The sequence below is a fragment of the Cyanobium sp. Morenito 9A2 genome (genome assembly GCF_024345575.1).
Lineage (GTDB): Bacteria > Cyanobacteriota > Cyanobacteriia > PCC-6307 > Cyanobiaceae > ATX-6F1.
Window position 1 is genome coordinate 106,319 of record NZ_JAGQBJ010000004.1, and the last position, 18,515, is coordinate 124,833.

Genomic DNA, 18,515 nt, shown 5'->3' on the forward strand with positions numbered 1-18,515 from the left:
GCCGCGGCCATGGCGCCCCTCCCTTCTCCTGAGCCCTCGCAGCTGCTGGCCACCGAGGCGGTGCTGGAGGCCCGCAAGCTGCGCTTCGAGCTCAACCGGGTGAAGCTGCCCATGGGGATCGAGGGACGTTTCGGCGTCATTCGACATCCGGGGGCGTCTCTGGCGGTGCCGGTGCTCGATGACGGGCGGGTGGTGATCCTGCGCCAGTACCGCTTTGCCGTCGCCACCCGGTTGCTGGAGTTCCCCGCCGGCACCCTCGATCCGGGCGAGACACCGCTCGGCACGATGCGGCGGGAGCTCCAGGAGGAGGCGGGCTACAGCGCCGAGCGCTGGGAGGAGCTCGGGGTGATGCTGCCCTGCCCCGGTTACTCCGATGAGGTGATCCACCTGTTCCTGGCCCGGGAGCTCTCGGAGCTCTCCGAGGCACCCGCCGGCGACGACGACGAGGACCTGGAGGTGCTGCTGCTGGAGCCGTCCGAGCTGGATGCGGCCCTTGCCAGCGGCGATGAGGCCCTCGATGGCAAGAGCGTGACCGCCTGGTTCCGCGCCAAACAGCGGCTGGGCCTCTGATGGCACCACAGCGCTGGCTGGTGTGGCAGCGGCGCGATCTGCGCCTGGCCGACCACCGGGCCCTGGCGGCGGCGGTCGCCGCCACCCCGGCGGTTACGGGGGTGTTCGTGCTCGATCCAGCGGAGCTGCAGGCCGCTGATCAGGCCCCTGCGCGGGTGTGGTTCCTGCTCGAGAGCCTGCGGGAGCTGGGGCGGCGCTGGCGGGAAGCGGGCAGCGAGCTGCTGCTGCTGCGCGGTGATCCGCTGATCGAGCTGCCAAGGCTCGCGCAGGCCATCGGCGCCGAGGTGGTGGCCTGGAACCGGGATGTGGAGCCCGCCGCCCGGGAGCGGGACCGGCGGGTGGCGGCCGCGCTCCAGGCCCAGGGCACCAAGGTGCTCGCCCTCTGGGACCAGCTGCTGGTGCCGCCGGAGCAGCTCCAGACCGGCAGCGGCGGCCCCTACCGGGTCTATGGGCCCTACTGGCGCCGCTGGCGTCGTCACGTGGAGGGTCTGGGCCAGGAGCTGGTGCCCATGCCGGCACCGACGGATCTGCTGGGTTTCGATCCGGCGGCCCTGCCGGAGCCCGCCACCGCTCTCTGGCGGAGCTTGCCGCTGCTGGGGGAGCTGCCCACGGCTGAGGCGCTGGGGTTTCCGTTTGCGGGGGCCGCCCTCTGTCCCTGTCGCCCGGGGGAGGCGGCCGCCGCCGAGCAGCTGGCCCGCTTCGCCCAGGGCCCTCTGCTCGACTATGACAACGGCCGCAACCTGCCCGCCCTCGCCGGCACATCCGCGCTCAGTGCCGCCCTGCGCTTCGGCACGCTCAGCCCCCGCCAGGCCTGGGCCGCGGCCCAGGGAATGCTGCCCGCCGCCGGCAGCGATGAGCAGCGCCAGGCGATCACCGTCTGGGAGCAGGAGCTGGCCTGGCGCGAGTTCTACCAGCAGGCCCTGTTCCACAGCCCCGAGCTGGCCGATGGTCCCTACCGGCCCCTTTGGAAGCAATTCCCGTGGGAGAACGACCCGGTGCGCGTTCAGGCCTGGAGCGACGGGCTCACGGGTGTGCCGATCGTGGATGCGGCGATGCGCCAGCTCAACGAATCGGGCTGGATGCACAACCGCTGCCGCATGATCGTGGCCTCTTTCCTGGTCAAGGATCTGATCTGCGATTGGCGCCTTGGTGAGCGCGACTTCATGGGCAAATTGGTGGATGGCGATCTGGCCGCCAACAACGGCGGTTGGCAGTGGAGCGCCAGCAGCGGCATGGATCCGAGGCCCCTCCGCATCTTCAATCCCTCCACCCAGGCGGGTCGCTACGACCCCGAGGCGTCCTACATCCGCACCTGGCTGCCAGAGCTGGCCCACGTGGCCGCCGCCGATCTGGTCAGCGGTTCGATCTCTCCCCTGGAGCGCCGCGGCTACCCTGAGTCGATCGTGGAGCACAAGCGGCAGCAGGCGCACTTCAAGGCTCTCTATGCCTCCCTGCGCTGAAGCGGTTCAGGGCTCAGGCGGCCAGGGGTTGCTTGACAAGGGCCTGGACGACTTCGACCACCCGTTGCTGCTGGGCGGGGCGTAATTCCGGGAAGATCGGCAGGCTGAGCACCTCAGCGGTGAGCCGCTCGGTGATGGGCAGGCTTCCGGGGCCGTAACCGAGTTCGGCGTAGGCTGGTTGGCGGTGGATCGGAATCGGGTAATAGATGATCGTGCTGACGCCGGAGGCCTGGAGCTCCTGCTTGAGCCAGTCGCGGCAGCAGCTTTCGGGCAAGCCGAAGTCGGCGCTGTTGGCGGCGGGGCTGCATTGATCCGCGCAGCTGGTTTGGCTGACGGGACAGTTGGGCACGCGCACCACGAATTGGTTCCAGCTGTGGCCAGCGGGTCCGGCCTCGGGCAACCTCAGGTTGGGGAGGCCGCCGAGTTGCTGACGGTAGGTCTGGGCTAGCGCCCCGCGCCGTTGCACCCAGCTCTCCAGGTGGGGCAGTTTGACGTTGAGGACGGCCGCCTGGAGGGCGTCGAGGCGGCTGTTGTAGCCGAGGTTGGTGTGCAGGTAGCGGCGGGGCATGCCGTGCACCGCCAGTTCCCGCACCCGCTGGGCCAGGGCGTCGTCGCGGCAGGTGACGGCGCCGCCATCGCCGGCGGCCCCAAGGTTCTTGGTGGGAAAGAAGCTGAAGCAACCGGCGTCGCCCCAGCTGCCCACGGGGCGCCCGGCCCAACTGGCGCCGGTGGCCTGGGCGCAATCCTCGATCACCTGGAGGCCGTGGGCCGCGGCGATCGCCATCACCTGCTCCATGTCCACCGGGCGTCCGAACAGATGCACCGGCAGCAGCGCTTTTGTGGCCGGTGTGATCGCCGCCTCCACTTGATCCAGATCGATCAGGTAGGAGCTCTCCTCCACATCCACGAACACGGGTGTGGCCCCCACGGCGCTGATCGCTTCGGCGGTGGCGAAGAAGCTGAACGAGCAGGTGATCACCTCATCGCCGGGGCCGATGCCGAGCCCCCGCAGGGCCAGCACCAGGGCATCGGTGCCGCTGTTGCAACCGATCGCATGGGCGCTGCCCGTGGCGGCGGCGAAGCTTGTTTCGAAGGTGTGGGTGGTGGCCCCGCCGATGTACTGGCCACTGCGCAAGACCTGCAGCACGGCAGTGTCAAGGTCATCACCGAGCTGCTGGAGTTGCTCGGTGAGGTCGAAGGGGGGCACCTGCATGTAGGGCACCTTAAGCCCAGTCAGGCGCTTGGCCGGGGTGCCATTTGATGTTGCAGCCGATCGCCGCAATCTGCCCTGCGCCGGGCCGCTGGCCGTTCAGAACAGCGCCCAGGGCCGCGCGCAGATCCGCTCCATCGGCGGTCTGGCCGTTGCCGGGACGGCTGCCGTCCAGCTGGCCCCGGTAGGCCAGAACGTGGGCGTCATTGAAAAGGAAGAAATCCGGAGTGCAGGCGGCCCGCAGGGCCTTGGCCAGGGTCTGATCGCCATCCAGCAGGTAGGGGAAGCGCCAGCCCTGGAGGCTGCGTTGCTCGGCCAGGCCCTCGGGGCCGTCCTGGGGATGGGTGGTCAGGCTGTTGCTGGCCACCCCCAGCAGCTGGACCCGCTTGCTGTAGTCACGTTCCAGGCGGCCGATTTCAGCCTCCACATGCTTGACGAAGGGGCAATGGGCGCAGAGCACCATCAGGAGCACCGGCAGGCCAGGCAGGTCGGCGTTGCTGAACCGACCGCCCCCCAGTTGCGCAAGGGAGAAGGGCGGCAGGGGTGTGCCCAGGGCCAGCATCGTGGAGGCGGTCAGAGCCATGGCGCCAGTGGCTGTGGTTCATCCAGTGACCAACCCACGCTAGGAAATGCGGGAAGATCGGCAGCCGCTGCCAGCGCCGCTTGCGTCTCCACGTCCAACGAGCCCAGGCGGCGGTGCCTTCTCTGCTGACGGCGGTGCTGGGGCTCGCCCTGGCGGCCTGCGTGCCGGCCCATCGCCGAGCCAGCTGGAGCCATTTCCCCCTGCCGCGCAACCAACCCCACGACGGCCTGGCGGTGGTGAGCCAACCCGACGGCTATGGCCTCCACATCTGGCTGGAGACCGACACCCGAACAGCAGGGGTCTGTCGGCCTCGCTGGGTGGTGGATGCGGCGCGTCTGTTCAATGGCAACGGCAGCGCCCCCTTCAGCTCGGGCCTCGCCCCCCGCGCCGAGTGGTTTGAGGCGGTGGCCCGCCAGGATGTGCGAGACGCCCTGCGGCGGGAGCTGGAGGCCCTCTGCCGGGAGCGCGCCCCGCGCAGCAGCTGGAGCTGGGTCGAGCCGCCCCGCCGCCCCGAGCAGGTGACCGCAGAGCCGTTCCCCCTGCTGGAGGAGAAGCAGCTGCTGGCGGATCCCGAGCAGGTGCGCCGGCAGGAGGACGCCATGGGTGGCGCAGCGCCGGAGGGGCCTCCGCCCTGAACCCTGGTGTTGGGGAGATTCCGTCCTTGGGGGAGAATCGGCGGATTCCTGACCCCCCGACGATGCTCCTCGATCTGCGCGGCAAGAAGGCCCTCGTCACGGGCATCGCCAACAACCGCTCGATCGCCTGGGGCATCGCCCAGCAGCTCGCCGCCGCTGGCGCTGAGCTCGGGGTCACGTACCTGCCGGATGAACGGGGCCGCTTCGAGGGCAAGGTGCGCGAGCTGACGGCGCCCTTGAACCCCACCCTGTTCGAGCCTTTGGACGTGCAGGACCCGGCCCAGATCGAGGCGGTGTTCGACCGGGTGAAGGAGCAGTGGGGCCAGCTGGATGTGCTGGTGCATTGCCTGGCCTTCGCCGGCAAGGAGGAGCTGGTGGGCGACTATTCAGCGATCAGCCCCGAGGGCTTCGCCCGCGCCCTGGAGGTGAGTGCCTATTCGCTGGCGCCCCTGTGCCGCTGGGCCAAGCCGCTGTTCAGCGAAGGGGCCAGCGTGATCACGCTGACCTACCTGGGCTCGGAGCGGGCGATCCCCAACTACAACGTGATGGGGGTGGCCAAGGCGGCCCTGGAGGCCTCCGTGCGCTACCTGGCGGCCGAGCTGGGCCCCGAGCATCAGGTGCGCGTGAACGCCATCAGCGCCGGTCCGATCCGCACCCTGGCCAGCTCCGCCATTGGCGGCATCCTCGACATGATCCACAACGTGGAGGGGAAGGCCCCCCTGCGCCGAACGGTCACGCAAGACGAGGTCGGTGCCACGGCGGCCTTTTTGGCCAGCCCCCTGGCCTCCGGCATCACCGGCCAGGTCATCTATGTGGATGCCGGTTATGGGATCACCGGGATGTGAACCTGACCGGCCCCCGGGTCGCTGGCAGCATGGATCACACGTCCACGTTTGTTTGCCCTCCGACCGATGGTTTCCCCCCGAACCGGTTCCGTGCACCGCGTCACCGGCGAAACCGATGTGCGGGTCAGCCTGGATCTCGATGGCACCGGCCAGTGCAAGGTGGGCACCGGCGTGCCGTTCCTTGATCACATGCTCCACCAGCTCTCCAGCCATGGCCTGCTGGATCTGGAGATCAGCGCCACGGGCGACACCCACATCGACGACCACCACACCAATGAGGATGTGGGCATCGCCGTGGGCCAGGCCTTGGCGCAGGCCCTGGGGGATCGACGGGGCCTCCAGCGTTTCGGTCACTTCGCAGCGCCCCTGGATGAGGCCCTGGTGCAGGTGGTGCTGGATTGCTCCGGCCGACCCCATCTCAGCTACGGGCTCACGATTCCAGCCCAGCGCATCGGCAGCTACGACACCGAACTGGTGCGGGAGTTCTTCGTGGCCGTGGCCAACAACTCGGGCCTCACCTTGCACATCAGGCAGCTTGAGGGGGTGAATTCGCACCACATCGTCGAGGCGGCCTTCAAGGCCTTCGCCCGCGCCCTGCGCCAGGCCACTGAGCTCGATCCCCGCCGCTCCGGGGCGGTGCCCAGCAGCAAAGGAGTGCTGGAGCAGGCGGGTGGCTGGGGCTGAGGCGCCGGGGCCCCAGCCACCCGCGCTTAACACTCCGTTACGGGATGATGGGGGGCCGCCTGTTGTCACCATGACCCTTGCCCCCAGCCCCCCCGCGTCGTTTGAGCGCTCCGACTGGTCCAGCGCTTTCCGCAATGTGGGCCAGGAACTGGAGGCCTTCGTGGAGCCCGTTTCCGGCACGATTCCGGCGGAGCTGGCAGGCACGCTCTACCGCAATGGCCCGGGCCGGTTGGAGCGGGGCGGGGTCTGGATGCACCACCCCTTTGATGGCGACGGCATGATCACTGCCCTGCGCTTCGAGGGCGGCAAGGCGCATCTGCGCAACCGTTTCGTGCGCACCGAAGGCTTTGAGGCTGAGGAGAAGGCCGGCCAGCTGCTGTATCGAGGGGTGTTCGGCACCCAGAAGCCCGGGGGCCTGCTCGCCAACGCCTTCGACCTGCGCCTGAAGAACATCGCCAACACCCACGTGGTGCGCCTCGGCGATCAGCTGCTGGCCCTGTGGGAGGCCAGCTCCCCCCACGCCCTCGACCCCGAAACCCTCGAAACCCGGGGCCTCACCCTGCTTGATGGGGTGCTGGCGCCTGGGGAAGCCTTCAGCGCCCATCCCCGCTTCGATCCCGGTCACCACGGCGACGCCCGCATGGTCACCTTTGGGGTGAAGGCGGGCCCCACCAGCACCGTGCGGCTGATGGAGTTCGATGCCGCCGGCGCCCTGGTGGCCGACCAGCGCCGCCGCTTCAAGGGCTTCGCCTTCCTGCACGACTTCGCGATCACGCCCCACTGGGCGGTGTTCCTGCAGAACGCCGTGGCCTTCAATCCCCTGCCCTTTGTGTTCGGTCAGAAGGGAGCGGCCCAGTGCCTGAGCTCCAAGCCCGGCCAGAAGGGGCAGTTCTGGCTGGTTCCCCGCTCGGGCGAAGGCGAGCCCCGGCTGATCGAGGCCCCCGAGGGCTTCGTGTTCCACCACCTCAACGCCTTCGAAGATGCGGCGACGGGGGAGCTGGTGGTGGATTCGATCTTCTACGCCGATTTCCCCTCGATCGGCCCCGATGTGGACTTCCGTCAGGTGGATTTCCAGAGCCTGCCGGAGGGGCAGCTCAAGCGTTGCCGCATCGATCTGGCCACGGGCGCGGTGCACACGGAGCTGCTGGAGCCGCGCTGCTGCGAGTTCGCGATGGTGAACCCCAATCGCCAGGGCCTTGAGGCCCGCTACGCCTGGATGGCCGTGACCGAGCGGGAGCGAGGCAACGACCCGCTGCAGGTGATCGAAAAGCTGGATCTGACCACGGGCGAGCGCTGGCTGTGGAGCGCCGCCCCCCGGGGCTTCGTGACCGAGCCGGTGATGGTGCCCCGCCCCGGCGCCACTGCCGAAGACCAGCCCGCCGAAGATGATGGTTGGGTGCTGGTGCTGATCTGGAACGGGGCGCGTGGCGCCAGCGACCTGGTGATCCTCAACGCCCACGACCTCAGCGAGCAGGCGGTGATCCCGCTGCCCCTGGCGATTCCCTACGGCCTGCATGGCAGCTGGGCCGCGGCCTGATGGCCTGGTTCATCAAGACCGAAACCTTTCGGCGCCCAAGGGCCGAGGTGGAACCCCACCGGCTGGAGCACCTGGCCTGGGTGAAACGGCTGCGGGCCGAGGGCCTCTCGATCAGCAGCGGCTATCTGATTGACGCCGAAGGCCGCCCCGGTGGCGGCGGGCTGCTGCTGCTGGAGGCGCCCGATCACGCCCGTGCCCTGGAGCTGGTACGGCAGGATCCTTTGATCGCCAGCGGCTGCGTGGATTGGCAGTTGCAGGGCTGGATCGCCGCCGTTGGTGATCTGGCCACATCCCCCCTCGATCAGCCCTGATGCTTGCTTTCCTGTTCGCCCCCCTTGGTCTGCTGGCGGCCCCGGTGCTGGGCAGCTGGCTGCCGGCACTGTTGCTGGTGTTCCACTTCGCCGGCCCGGTGCCCGACACCCTGGGCCCCGTGGCCGGCCAGCTGCCCCCCTGCACCGCCCCGGCCCACTGCGTGCGCGAGGACTGGCCCGTGGCCGACCCTGTCCTGGCCCTGGGGCGTCTGGCTTTTCAACTGGCATCCACCCCTGGCACCCGCGTGGAACGCTTCGACGAGCAGGAGCCTCAGCCCTACCTGCACGCCACCGACACCAGCAGCTTTTTTGGCTTCGTCGATGACCTCGAGTTGCTCGCCGACCCTGAGCGGGGCGTGCTGCAGGTGCGCTCCGAATCCCGTCTGGGGGATTCGGATCTGGGGGTCAACCAAGCCCGGGTGGATGGGCTCAGGCAAGGCCTCGCCCCGGTCTTACCCCAGGCTAGCCAGGGGTAGGCCAAGGCCCCACGGCTCAGGCGTTGCCGAAGGCCACCTGGCAGGCCGAGTTGAGCAGCTCCGCCTCTTGGGCGTTTTGGGGCTCCTGGCCGTTGATCAGACCGGCGTTGCAGTCGGCGCTGAGCTCGTAGGTGCTGCCATCGGCGGTGACGGCGAAGGTCACCCCGGCGGTGCCGGAGGGCTGCACCGAGCCGAACAGCAACTGATAGTTGGTGTTCGGCACCACGATGTAGGTCTGGTTGCTGCTGATGGCGTCGTTGACGGCGCTGTTGATGATCGCCGCCGTCGCCAGGGTGCCGACGCCCCAGGCTGCGGCCCGGGCGCCCCACCAGCCCCAGGTGGGGGTGTTCCAGCCGCCATACCAGCCATGGTTCCAGGGCCGCGCCACGCCCCAGCCGGCCCGGGCCCAGCCCGGGCGCACGTTGACGTTGTTGAGGTTGACGTTGCGGTTCCAGTTGCGGTTGACGTTGGTCGAGCGGTTGATGGTCCGGTTGACGTCTCGATTGACGTTCCGGTTGAGGTCACGGTTGACGTCTCTGTTGAGGTTGCGGTTTCCATCGCGATTCAGGTCGCGATTGCCGGCCAGATCACGGTTGCCACCCGGACGGGCGATGTCGCGTGTGCCGGCGCCCCCTCCTCGGTTCAGGTCACGGTTGCCAGCCAGATCACGGCCGCCGCTGGGACGGTTCCCCGGGGTGCGATTGCCGAGGTTCGCGCCGCCCGCGGGGCGGTTGATCGACGGGTTGGCCCCGGGGGAGGACACCCGGTTGCTCCAGCCGCCGCTGGGCTTGCCGGAGCCTCTGTTGAGTCCGCCGCCGGCGTTGGCGAAGCCGGTGTTGGCGCGGTTCCCACCGCCCCCGCCACGATTCACACCGCCCCCGCCCCCGCCACGATTCCCACCACCACCACCGCCCATGCGGGCGCCACCGCCACCGCCGCCCCCTCGGGAGCCGCCGCCACCCCCTCTGCCGCCGCCGCGGGCGATCAGTTGCTGGCCGCCCAGGTCAGGGGTGCGATCGAAGGCCAGCCCCGCCCCGGCCGGGAGGGCGATCATGCCGGCCAGCACCAGGCCGAGTCCAGAGAGGCGTTTCATTTCAGGTCCAGCTCGCAGCCTTCGTCGTAGCAGCTGGCGTTCGTGCGACCGGTGCCATCGAAGTGCACCTTGACCAGATCCCGACCGGCCATCAGGTCGGGGCGGCCCTGGCTGACGCTGTTGAGGTAGTTGGGATTCACCACGCACAGCTCACGGCCGTTGAAGCAGACCGTGTTGGTGGAGAAGCGGGCCGAGGCGCTTTGCAGGAGCTTCCATTGCTTGGTGTCCTGCTGCCACATCTCCATCCGCAGGGGCTTGTCGGTGATGCGGATCGTTGCGATGGCCGTGCCGATGCGATGGCGATAGAGCGTGGCGCTGCCTTCGTTAATCGCCTCCACGCTGCAGGCCTGGGGGGCTCCACCGGCGACGCTGCAGCGGGTTTCCAGCTTGTAGAGGGATTCGGCGCGCCCGGGGGCCGTGGCCAGCAGGGCTCCTGCGGCCAGCAGCAACAGCAATGATCGATCGCGCATGGGTGATGGGGAGATTGCTCTTCCCCTTATCTACCGAGATGCAACGTTCTCATCACGGTTTCGTGAATGATTGAAGCGATGGACCGAGGGAGAGGGTTCAGCCCAGCAGAGGTCTCAACTGCGGGAGCAGCGCCGCGAGGGCCTTGCCGCGGTGCCCCAGGCGTCGTTTGAGCGCCGGGTCCATCTCCGCGAAGGTCTGGCCGACCTCAGGCACCCAGAAGATCGGGTCATAGCCGAAGCCCCCTTCTCCCCGTGGGGCTTGGAGGATTTCCCCTGGGCAGATCCCCTCCACCTCCAGCACCGTGGTGCCACTGGGATCTGCCACCGCCAGGGCGGCGGTGAACCGGGCGTGGCGATGGACGGGTCTGTCGGGGCCTCCAGCGGCGTCAAGTTCCCTGAGCATGCGCTCGATGCGCGCGCCGTCGCTGGCGGCGTAGCGGGCCGAGTGAATCCCCGGCGCACCCCCCAGGGCGTCCACGCTGAGGCCTGAATCGTCGGCGAGGGCCCAGTGGCCAGTGGCCCGGGCCACTGCCTCGGCCTTGAGCCGGGCGTTGGCGGCGAAGCTGGTGCCCGTTTCCTCCACCTCCAGGCCCGCCGGCTGAGGTCGCACCTCCAGCTCCAGATCCGCCAGCAGGGCCGTGAACTCCCGCAGCTTGCCGGCGTTGCCGCTGGCGATGATCAGCACCGTGGGGCTCCCCTGGAAACCGCAGCTTCGGCTCATGCCTGTTCAGCCAGGGCGCGCGCCCAGGCGAGCACCGCCGCCACGCGTTCGGCATCTGGGGCCTCGCAGTACAGCCTCAGCAGTGGTTCGGTGCCAGAGAAGCGCAGCATCAGCCAGTGGCTGGGGCCCAGGCGCATTTTGACGCCATCGGTGCGGATCACTTCGAGCACGGGGGCACCGGCCACGTCAGCGGGGGGCGCCTCGGCCAGCTGCCGCTCCAGCCGCGCTCGGCTGGCCATGTCCTTGAGCCGCAGGTCGAGCCGGTCATAGCAACTGGCACCGCCACAGCGGCTTTGCAGGGCATCAAGGCGCGCCCCAAGGGGCAGGTCCCCCTCCACCAGCGCCTCCACCACCAGCAGCGCCGCGAACAGCGCATCGCGCTCGGGCAGGTGGATCCCAAAGCCCACGCCGCCGGATTCTTCACCGCCAATCAGCACCTCACCGGCGAGCATCTCGCTGGCGATGTACTTGAAGCCCACGGGCTTCTCGATCACCGCCCGGCCCAGGTCTTCGGCCACGGCCGCCATCAGGTCGGAACCGCTCACGGTCTTGATCACGCTGCCACTGAGTTGGCGGGCCCTGGCCAGGTGGTCGATCAGCAGGGGCATCAGCAGCTGGGTGCTGCAATACCGGCCGTGTTCATCGATCGCTGCGATGCGGTCGCCGTCGCCATCGAAAACGATCCCCACGGCCGGCTGGCCCGACGCGGTGCTGGCCTTGACCCGGGCGATCAGTTCCTGCAGGTAGGGGGCCAGGGGCTCCGGGGGGTGGCCGCCGAACAGGGGGTCGCGCTGGGAGCGGATCTCGGTGATGCCTTCCCCCAGCAAGGCCCCCATCCCGCCAGCGGCTGAACCGTGCATGGGATCGACGATGACCTGCAATCCCATGGCGGCCAGGCCGGTGGCCAGGGAGGCCGTGTCCACCTGGCGGCGGAGTCCGTCGAGGTAGCCGCCCCAGCCGTCGATCAAGGGGGTGTCGCCTTCGATCGGGACGGTGATGCCCCCCGCCGCCAGGCGGCGCTCCACCCGGGCGGTGAAATCGCCCTCCACCGAGCCGCCGAAGTGGCCCTTGATCTTCAGCCCGAGCCACTCGGGCGGGTTGTGGCTGGCGGTGATCACCAGGGCCCCGAGGGCACCGCGCTCCACCACCGCCCAGCTGCAGGCGGGGGTGGGAACGGCGGTGTCGGTGAGCACGGGTTCAAGGTCGGCGCCGCGCACGGCGGCAGCGATGGCGGCGGCGAACTCCGGCGCCAGGAAGCGGCGGTCGTAGCCGATCACCACCTCGCGGCTGACCAGTCCCTCAGGGGCAGAGTGCTCCAGTTCCCTGGCGGCGGCGGCGGCCACGCTCAGCAGGCGCTCCATGGTGATGTCCACGCCGAGGATGCCCCGCCAGCCATCGGTGCCGAAGGCAATCGGGCTGGGTTCCAGGGGCAGGGGGGCAGAAGCCATCGGGACCAACGCGTTGGTCTAGCCGTAGCAGTTGGAGGCGGCCCATGGGGGCGGCCTGGTGCCGGCCTGGTGGCAGGCCACCAGGCCGCCGTAGCGTGCGGCCATGGGGCAACCAAAGCCGAGCGATCGGCCACCGATCACCGATCGTCTGTTGCGCAGTTGGCTGCGTTGCCACCGCCGTGCCTGGTTGGACCTGCACGGGGAGGCTTCCGATCGGCTCTGGACGGCCCACCGCAGCCTCCAACTGGAGGATCAATACCGCAGCTTTGCGGCCCTGGTGCCCAAGCGCCCCCGCCATGGCCAAACCGCCTGCGCGGAGGGGGCTGAGGCGGTGGTGGGCCTGCGCTTGCGGGCCCCGGGGCCCGAGGGCCTCGCGCTGGAGGCCCATCCGCCCCTGCTGCAGCGGGTGGAGGGGCCCAGCCGCTGGGGGGGTTGGGCCTACCGGCCCGTGCTCGCCCGCCAGGGCCGCCGGCTCACGCGCGAGCACCGGCTCGTCCTGAGTTACTGGGGCCGGCTCCTGGCCCAGACCCAGCAGGGCCCTGTGAGCCATGCACTGGTGGTGGCCACCTCGAGCGGTGGGCTTGAGCAGGAACGTCTCGCCTTGACCCCTGCCCTGGAACGCCAGCTCGACACCCAGTTGCTGCGCCTGGCCGAGGCGCTCAGCGGTGCTCAGATGCCGCCGTTGACCACGGACCGCAAGAAGTGCACCCTCTGCAGCTGGCGGGGCTACTGCGGCAGCGAGGCGACGGCGGAGGGGCACCTCAGTGAGGTGAGCGGCATCGGGGCCAAGCGGCGCGAACTGTTGCTGGAGCTGGGCCTGACCAGGCTCACAGACCTGGCGGCAGCTGATCCCGAGCAGCTGGCGGAGGCCTTACAGGTGCACGGAGAGCAACACCGCGAGGTGGCGGCACAGCTGGTGGCCCAGGCCCAGGTGCAGTGCTCCGGGGCCCCCCGACGTCTAGGGTCCACGGCGGCCTTGCCGGAGCTCGCGGATGTCCCTGGGGTCCTGATCTACGACATCGAGTCCGATCCCGATGCCCGCGATGACTTCCTGCACGGTTTCCTGCGCCTGGGGCGGGGGCCGGCTGGCTGGGATGAGGGGGACAAAGCGCCTTATCACCCGCTCTTAGCGCTTTACGAGCACGGTGAGGCGCGCCTCTGGCAGCGGCTTCAGCACCTGCTGGCGCGCTATCCCGGCTGGCCCTTGCTGCATTACGGCGAGACCGAATCCATCGCCCTGGTGCGCCTGGCCCAGCGCCAGGGGGCCCCGGACGCCGAGCTGGAGGCCCTGCGGGCCCGCTGCATCGACCTGCATCAGCGGGTGCGGCGCCATTGGCTTCTACCGGTGAACAGCTACGGGCTCAAGGCGGTGGCTGGCTGGCTGGGGTTTCAATGGAGCCAGAAGGGGGTGGATGGGGCGCGCTGCCTGCTCTGGTGGCGCCAGTGGCGTTCGGGGACGGGCAACGCCCCCCGGGGCAGCCACCGCCAGCTGCGCCGGATCTTCCGCTACAACCACGACGACGGCCTGGCCACCTGGCGGGTGGCCCAGTGGCTGCTGGAGCAGGACATCAAGGGCTGAAAGGGCGCGCTCCGTCCGGCAGGACTGTCTGGCGTTCAGAGCGGCGGTCGGCCCGCCCCCAAAGGGGGTGCCACGAATTCCTCGGGGAGTGAGATCTCCAGGGCCACGCCCTCCCCTTCGGGCCCGCCGGCCCAGAGCGTCGGCTCAGCCAAGGCCTGGCGGCGCACCAGCGCCAAGCCCACCACCCGGTTCGTCCGGCCTGTGCTGGCTGGGAGCGCCAGGCTTGAGGTGATCTTTCCGGCCCGCTCACCTGCCGCCGTGAGCAGCGGGGTGCCGGCTGTCAGGGCGGCGGGCTCGGCCCCCGGTGCCGCCAGGAAGCGCCTGAGCTGCCGCTTGACGCCGTCGTAGGTGCTCAGCTTGGCCAGGGTCTCCTGTCCCACATAGCAGCCCTTGCTGAGGCTCACCCGGTTGGCCAGCCCCAGCTCGAACGGGTTGGTGTCGTCATTGAGTTCCCCCGGTGCGGCCGGGTGGCCCCGGCGCAGCCGCCAGAGCTCCTGCTCCGCTGGATCCAGCGGGGCCAGGTTCTCCCAGGCGGCCGGCAGCACAGAACCACCGCTCCAGAGAAAGCGGGATCCCAGCAACCATCCCTGGGGGCCATCCGCACCCAAAGGCTCCCAAAGGTCTTCAGCAATGGCGGGCGGCGGGTCGGCCGGCGGTGGCCCCAGGGGAGTGACGAGCGTGGCCGTTTCCATCACCCCCAGCGTCACCTGGTCAGCGGGGAACAGCACCCGATCGAGGGCCTGGTGCACGAGCGACCCCTCCCCGGCGGTGACCACCAGCCAGGCCCCGCCCGTGTCCACCAGCACCTCCGCCAGGCCCCGCAGGCGGGCGGTGGGACCGATGACGCAGCTGGCCAGCAGCTGCCCGGGTTTGGCGCCTTCGATCGCCTGGCTGGTCTGGCCGTGCAGCACCCGTAGAGCGTCGGGGCCTTCCAGGCGCATCAGGCTGACCGTTTCCACCAGGCGGCTGGGCTGGGCGGGCTGCCAGGCCCAGGGGGAGGGGGTGGAGCTCACGGTTGTAGGGCGGCCGTGGCGGCCACCTCCTCGAGCAGAAACAGGCTCACCAGTTCGAGATCCTCAGCGGCCATCGCCTCTGCACCGCCCTCCTGACGATCGACGATCGTCAGGACGCGATCCACCCGGTAGCCGGCCTCCCGCAGCTGGCGAACCGCTTTGAGCGAGGAGCCGCCGCTGGTCACGACGTCTTCGAGCACGGTGATGCGCTCGCCGGCTTTCGGCAGGGGCCCCTCCAGCCAGGCGCCTGTGCCGTGACCCTTGGCCTGCTTGCGCACGATCAGGGCATCCAGGTCACGGCCAGCGAGGGCGGCGGCCTGGGCGACACCGCTCACCAGGGGGTCAGCTCCGAGGGTGAGCCCCGCCACCGCCGCCGCCGCCGGCTCCACCCGCTCCAGCAGTTCGGCGGCGAGCAGGGCAAGCCCAAAGCCGCTGAGGCTCACTGGTTTGCAGTTCACATAGTGGTGGCTGCTGCGGCCGGAGGCGAGGGTGAACTGGCCGTGGCGGTAGGCCCGGCGGGCCAGCAGTTCCAGCAGGGCGGTGCGCCGCTCGGCGGCTGTGTTGGGAAGGGTTCTGGCGGACAGGGAAGCCATCGGCGTTTACAGGACCTGGCATGTCGGGGTCAAGTTGTCTAGTTTGCGCCTAGATCCAGGAGTGTTCCCATGGCCCGTGCGCCTCGCCAATCCCGTGGGACCAGCGCTGAAAGGCTCTGTCGAAGGGCGGCCCTGGGCTTCGCGCCTGCTCTTGTGGGTGCTGTTTTTCTGGGGATGCCGGTGGCCCAGGCTGGTCCAGTGGTCTGCAACACCACGGTTGAAGCGCCGCTCCCCGGGAGCGGCGCGAGCGATGGTTTTCCCGCCGCACCGGTGGAGGTGACCCGCTGCGGCGTCGTGCAGACCACCAGCGAGATGGTGGAGCGCCGCTTCTACAGCTACACGGCTCCCTTCGCCCGGGGCGTCAGCCTCACCAACCAGATCACTGATCTGCTCGGACTCGCTGTCCCCGGTCGTGATGGCGGCAGGATCGTCGCCCTCGGTTTCCCTGATCAGACGATTGTCTGGGACGGCTCGGCCCTGCAGAACACCTACCAGGCCCTGCTGGAGGAGCAGAGCAGCCCGATCCCCTGGCGCACCGCCGATGTGGGTAACGGCTTCTGCTCCGGTCTGCCCGAGGCAGGCTGCGGGATGTCGGTGCAATCTTTCCCCGCCCCGGCCAGGCCCCTCACCACCTACACGCCTGTACGTGGTCTCTGGTAAGACCGCTGTGGGGGGTCTAGCAATCTGGTGAATGCAGCGAACTCATAATTCGCCTAAGCCGGGTTCGATCCCCGGGACCCCCATTCCCTTCCGGTCGGTGGCTGTGGTCTGAACGCGTCCGCCCCTGGGGGCTCCGCTAGCTGCCGCTTTGGCTCCTTAGTCCTGTGATCGAGCTTGCCCTCCCCTGCCCCCTGGCTGCTGGTTGGCAGGTCCAGGCCCAGTTGGCGCTTCCCTCCCGGGTGGCCGCTGGCAGGCCCTTGGGGGGGTTCTCGGCGGTCAGCTTCGATCAGGCAACGGATCTGCTTTGGCTGCTCAGCGATGCGCCCCAGGGCTACCTGATTGCGCTCGATCCGCGCGCTCTGCGTCGGCCATCTGCCCTGTTCCGCGATCCCCTGGCGCTCGTGGGCCGTCCCTATGCCCCCCTGCCTGTTCAGGTCGATGGCGAAGGTCTGGCGCGGGCCCCCGGAGCGCTCTGGATCACCAGCGAAGGTCGCCGCAGCGCCGAGCGGCCGGCCCAGTTGCTGCGCTTCGACCCCGCCACGGGTCTGCTGCAGCGGGCAGTGGAGCTGCCGGAGCCCTGGCAGGCCCGGCCGGGCCAGGGGCTGGAATCCAACAGTGGGCCGGAGTCCCTCACTTGGCTGCCGGCTGCGGGCGGCGCCGGCACCGGCGATCTGCTGTTGGCCGCCGAAACCCCCCTGCGCCAAGATCCCCCCGACCGGGTGCGGCTGCTGCGTTACGCCCCCTCTGCCAAGGGAGCTGGGTCGTTCACGGCCCTGCCTGCCCTGGCCCTTCCCAAGCAGCCCGGCCTCTGGGGGCTCACGGAGCTGCTTGTTTTGCCTGACCAGAGGAAGCTGCTGGGGCTCTGGCGCAGTTACCTGCCCCCGGAGGGTTGGGGCGTCCTGCTGAGCCTCTACCGGATGGGCGATCTTCAGACCGCGCCCGCCGTGGATCCAGCCGTCGCGCCGCCCCTTCAGCCTCTGTTCAGCTGGGATCTGATCGCCAGCGGCCTGGCATCGGACAACTGGGAGGGCCTGGCCGTGGGACCCCAAGCCGCCCCCGGAGCGGGGACGGGCGTGCGCCGGGAGGGGCCAGCCCTGCTGCTGGTGAGCGATGACAACTTCAATCCCCGGCAGCGTTCGCTCATGGCGGTCCTGCGGCCGAGGCGTACGGCAGCTTGCCCCGGCTGAGCAGCCGGTCGGGGGAGCAGGGCACAGATGGGCCCCGTTCTCTAGGGTCGGGCTGACCGGATGTGCCCCCTGAACCTGTTTTCAGGGCCCCCTCTGCTGCCCATGCGCTATCTCGCCCTGGCCGGCCTTCTGGTCCTGCTGGCCTTTTTCGCCGCCGGGGAGTTCGCCCTGATCCGGCTTCGGCCCAGCCGGGTGAAGCTGCTGGAGGCCGATGGCCGCCCGGGCGCTGCGGCGGTGGCACGGCTCCAGAAACGGCTGCGGCGGGCCCTGGTGGCCACCCAGCTCGGGGTGGCCCTGGCCCTGGTGGCCCTGGGCTGGGCCGGCCGCGGCGTGGCGGCCCGCTGGGATCCCACCGTCAGCCGCCCCTGGATCGATCTGCTGGTGTTCGTGGTGCTGGTGGTGCTGGCCACCCTGGTGGGGGGGCTGTTGCCCAAGGCCTGGGTGCTGCACCGGCCCGAGTCCTCGGCCCTGCGCCTGGCGCCCCTCCTGGAATCCTCCACCCGCACCCTGGCGCCGCTGCTGAGCCTGCTTGAGCGCCTCAGTGACGGCCTGCTCCACCTGCTCGGTCTGCCGCGCAACTGGGATCAGCTGGTGCCGGCCCTCTCCGCCGACGAGCTGGAGACCATGATCGAATCCAACAGCGTCACCGGCTTGATGCCCGATGAGCGCAACATCCTCGAGGGCCTTTTTTCGTTGCGGGACACCCCGGTGCGCGAGGTGATGGTGCCGCGTTCCGGCATGGTCACCCTTCCGATCGGTGTGCGCTTTGCCCAGATGATGGAGGCGGTGCATGCCACTCACCACGCCCGCTTCCCGGTGATCGGTCAGTCCCTCGACGACGTGCGTGGCCTGCTCGACCTGCGCCGCTTGGCTGAGCCCATTGCTCGGGGCGACTTGCAGAGCGACACCCCTCTGGCCCCCTACGTCACGCCGGTGCTGCGGGTCCAGGAAATCACCCCCCTGGCCGACCTCCTGCCTGTGATCCGCAGCGGGCACCCCCTGGTGGTGGTGGTCGATGAGCACGGGGGCACCGAGGGCCTCGTGACCGTGGCTGACCTCACCAGCGAGATCGTGGGGGAAGAGGAAGACCCGCAATCGGATCAGAACGATCTGCAGCAGGTCCACGACGACACCTGGCTGGTGGCGGGGGATCTCGAGATCTTTGAGCTCAACCGCCAGCTCGGTCTGCACCTGCCCGAAGCCGATGGCCATCACACCCTGGCGGGGTTCCTTCTGGAGCGCCTGCAGCACATACCCTCCGCCGGTGAAAGTCTGCGCTGGCAAGGTCACAGCTTTGAGATCCTGGCCATGGACGGCCCCCGCATCGATCGGGTCCAGATCGTCCGGCGCTCCAGCGGAGACACACCTGAGGAGCGACCCTCGGACCGCCCCCAGGACCGCTCCAGTGAACGATCGGCACGTGAGGGGGGCTGATCGTTG

The 18,515-nt window shown here is 69.6% G+C and carries 20 protein-coding genes and 1 tRNA gene; 13 read left to right on the top strand and 8 right to left on the bottom strand.

What is annotated here, in order from left to right:
- Positions 1-9: 9 nt before the first annotated feature.
- Together KBY88_RS07225 and KBY88_RS07230 are read left to right on the top strand one after the other, a co-directional pair.
- Positions 10-570, top strand: a complete 561-nt coding sequence (locus tag KBY88_RS07225; RefSeq protein WP_254939248.1) for an NUDIX hydrolase — start codon at positions 10-12, stop codon at positions 568-570.
- Positions 570-2,030 (top strand): FAD-binding domain-containing protein, encoded by a 1,461-nt coding sequence (locus KBY88_RS07230; protein WP_254939249.1) that lies wholly within the window; start codon positions 570-572, stop codon positions 2,028-2,030. Before KBY88_RS07225 ends, KBY88_RS07230 begins: the two co-directional genes overlap by 1 nt.
- Before the next feature lie 13 nt (positions 2,031-2,043).
- On the opposite strand, the gene KBY88_RS07235 is transcribed toward KBY88_RS07230, so the two are convergent.
- Positions 2,044-3,243: a DegT/DnrJ/EryC1/StrS family aminotransferase gene (locus KBY88_RS07235; protein ID WP_254939250.1), complete on the bottom strand. Its 1,200-nt coding sequence runs from the start codon at positions 3,241-3,243 to the stop codon at positions 2,044-2,046.
- 10 nt (positions 3,244-3,253) lie between these two features.
- Complete coding sequence (locus tag KBY88_RS07240) at positions 3,254-3,823, bottom strand: thioredoxin family protein (protein WP_254939251.1); 570 nt, start codon at positions 3,821-3,823, stop codon at positions 3,254-3,256.
- Between the two features lie 80 nt (positions 3,824-3,903).
- On the opposite strand from KBY88_RS07240, the gene KBY88_RS07245 reads away from it, so the two are divergent.
- The 6 genes from KBY88_RS07245 to KBY88_RS07270 all read left to right on the top strand — a co-directional run bounded on the left by KBY88_RS07245 (position 3,904) and on the right by KBY88_RS07270 (position 8,311).
- The gene (locus KBY88_RS07245) at positions 3,904-4,458 is read left to right on the top strand and encodes a hypothetical protein (protein WP_254939252.1); all 555 of its coding nucleotides are present in this window, start codon (positions 3,904-3,906) and stop codon (positions 4,456-4,458) included.
- A gap of 62 nt (positions 4,459-4,520) precedes the next feature.
- On the top strand, positions 4,521-5,303 hold the full coding sequence (gene fabI / locus KBY88_RS07250) for an enoyl-ACP reductase FabI (RefSeq protein ID WP_254939253.1): 783 nt from the start codon (positions 4,521-4,523) through the stop codon (positions 5,301-5,303).
- A gap of 66 nt (positions 5,304-5,369) precedes the next feature.
- The gene (hisB, locus tag KBY88_RS07255) at positions 5,370-5,987 is read left to right on the top strand and encodes an imidazoleglycerol-phosphate dehydratase HisB (protein WP_254939254.1); all 618 of its coding nucleotides are present in this window, start codon (positions 5,370-5,372) and stop codon (positions 5,985-5,987) included.
- Positions 5,988-6,057: 70 nt separating this feature from the next.
- Entirely contained in the window at positions 6,058-7,524 is a 1,467-nt protein-coding gene (locus KBY88_RS07260) for a carotenoid oxygenase family protein (RefSeq protein ID WP_254939255.1), read from the top strand.
- Positions 7,524-7,835, top strand: a complete 312-nt coding sequence (locus KBY88_RS07265; protein ID WP_254939256.1) for a YciI family protein — start codon at positions 7,524-7,526, stop codon at positions 7,833-7,835. Before KBY88_RS07260 ends, KBY88_RS07265 begins: the two co-directional genes overlap by 1 nt.
- Complete coding sequence (locus KBY88_RS07270) at positions 7,835-8,311, top strand: DUF1499 domain-containing protein (RefSeq protein WP_254939257.1); 477 nt, start codon at positions 7,835-7,837, stop codon at positions 8,309-8,311. Before KBY88_RS07265 ends, KBY88_RS07270 begins: the two co-directional genes overlap by 1 nt.
- A 16-nt stretch (positions 8,312-8,327) precedes the next feature.
- Here KBY88_RS07270 and KBY88_RS07275 read toward each other — a convergent pair whose 3' ends face one another.
- From KBY88_RS07275 to KBY88_RS07290, 4 genes are all read right to left on the bottom strand, one after another.
- The gene (locus tag KBY88_RS07275; protein ID WP_254939258.1) at positions 8,328-9,404 is read right to left on the bottom strand and encodes a hypothetical protein; all 1,077 of its coding nucleotides are present in this window, start codon (positions 9,402-9,404) and stop codon (positions 8,328-8,330) included.
- Positions 9,401-9,874 carry a hypothetical protein gene (locus KBY88_RS07280; protein WP_254939259.1) on the bottom strand — a complete coding sequence of 158 codons (474 nt, stop codon included), beginning with the start codon at positions 9,872-9,874 and terminating at the stop codon, positions 9,401-9,403. Before KBY88_RS07280 ends, KBY88_RS07275 begins: the two co-directional genes overlap by 4 nt.
- Before the next feature lie 97 nt (positions 9,875-9,971).
- Complete coding sequence (gene rdgB, locus KBY88_RS07285; protein WP_254939260.1) at positions 9,972-10,595, bottom strand: RdgB/HAM1 family non-canonical purine NTP pyrophosphatase; 624 nt, start codon at positions 10,593-10,595, stop codon at positions 9,972-9,974.
- Positions 10,592-12,043: a phosphoglucomutase/phosphomannomutase family protein gene (locus KBY88_RS07290; RefSeq protein WP_254939261.1), complete on the bottom strand. Its 1,452-nt coding sequence runs from the start codon at positions 12,041-12,043 to the stop codon at positions 10,592-10,594. Before KBY88_RS07290 ends, rdgB begins: the two co-directional genes overlap by 4 nt.
- Positions 12,044-12,146: 103 nt before the next feature.
- Here KBY88_RS07290 and KBY88_RS07295 point away from each other — a divergent pair, with 103 nt between their 5' ends.
- Positions 12,147-13,622 carry a TM0106 family RecB-like putative nuclease gene (locus tag KBY88_RS07295; protein WP_254939262.1) on the top strand — a complete coding sequence of 492 codons (1,476 nt, stop codon included), beginning with the start codon at positions 12,147-12,149 and terminating at the stop codon, positions 13,620-13,622.
- Positions 13,623-13,657: 35 nt separating this feature from the next.
- On the opposite strand, the gene ygfZ is transcribed toward KBY88_RS07295, so the two are convergent.
- Both ygfZ and pyrE read right to left on the bottom strand, forming a co-directional pair.
- Positions 13,658-14,635 (bottom strand): CAF17-like 4Fe-4S cluster assembly/insertion protein YgfZ, encoded by a 978-nt coding sequence (gene ygfZ / locus KBY88_RS07300; RefSeq protein WP_254939263.1) that lies wholly within the window; start codon positions 14,633-14,635, stop codon positions 13,658-13,660.
- The gene (gene pyrE, locus KBY88_RS07305; protein WP_254939264.1) at positions 14,632-15,228 is read right to left on the bottom strand and encodes an orotate phosphoribosyltransferase; all 597 of its coding nucleotides are present in this window, start codon (positions 15,226-15,228) and stop codon (positions 14,632-14,634) included. Before pyrE ends, ygfZ begins: the two co-directional genes overlap by 4 nt.
- Before the next feature lie 69 nt (positions 15,229-15,297).
- Here pyrE and KBY88_RS07310 point away from each other — a divergent pair, with 69 nt between their 5' ends.
- From KBY88_RS07310 to KBY88_RS07325, 4 genes are all read left to right on the top strand, one after another.
- On the top strand, positions 15,298-15,888 hold the full coding sequence (locus KBY88_RS07310; protein WP_396102739.1) for an Occludin/ELL family protein: 591 nt from the start codon (positions 15,298-15,300) through the stop codon (positions 15,886-15,888).
- A gap of 10 nt (positions 15,889-15,898) precedes the next feature.
- Positions 15,899-15,971, top strand: a tRNA-Ile gene (locus KBY88_RS07315).
- 138 nt (positions 15,972-16,109) lie between these two features.
- The gene (locus KBY88_RS07320) at positions 16,110-17,075 is read left to right on the top strand and encodes an esterase-like activity of phytase family protein (RefSeq protein ID WP_254939265.1); all 966 of its coding nucleotides are present in this window, start codon (positions 16,110-16,112) and stop codon (positions 17,073-17,075) included.
- 102 nt (positions 17,076-17,177) lie between these two features.
- Positions 17,178-18,509, top strand: a complete 1,332-nt coding sequence (locus tag KBY88_RS07325) for a hemolysin family protein (RefSeq protein WP_254939349.1) — start codon at positions 17,178-17,180, stop codon at positions 18,507-18,509.
- The last annotated feature ends 6 nt before the right edge of the window (positions 18,510-18,515 follow it).